Source organism: Dehalococcoidia bacterium (assembly GCA_021295915.1).
In the GTDB taxonomy this organism is placed as follows: domain Bacteria; phylum Chloroflexota; class Dehalococcoidia; order Lucifugimonadales; family UBA1123; genus VXRN01.
This window is the reverse complement of the sequence record JAGWBK010000043.1, coordinates 9,010-9,401: the sequence shown is the minus strand read 5'-3', so window position 1 is coordinate 9,401 and position 392 is coordinate 9,010. Positions and strand designations below refer to the sequence as shown.

Here is a 392-nt window from a genome sequence, read left to right as displayed (position 1 = left end):
GACGCCGACCAGTATCGAGCCGATCAGGGCCCTCAACATGAAGCCGTACTCGAGCGGGGCGAAAATTAAATCTGCCACGTTGCCTCGTTACCGCTCCTCAACCATTGCGAAGTCGACACCGTGGGACCCGTACAGCTCCTCCAGGACCTCAGACGTGAACACCTGGCCGGGAGGGCCGCAGGCGCACACGTGGCGGTTCAGACACAGCACCTGGTCAAATCGACTTGACAGGTTGGTCAGGTCGTGGGTGGCCAGCAGGACGATTCGCCCCTCGTCCCGAAGTGTACGGAGAACTTCGATGAGGTCCTCCTGTGCGCCCATGTCGACCCCACTGAAGGCCTCGTCCAACAGCAGCACGCTTGCCTCCTGGGCAAGCGCCCTGGCGACGAACA

1 protein-coding gene is annotated in these 392 nt (G+C 62.0%); it reads right to left on the bottom strand.

What is annotated here, in order from left to right; all coding sequences use genetic code 11:
* Positions 1–87: 87 nt before the first annotated feature.
* Positions 88–392 (bottom strand): manganese ABC transporter ATP-binding protein (locus tag J4G14_11940; GenBank protein MCE2458507.1); only part of this gene is annotated, 305 nt, incomplete at its 5' end.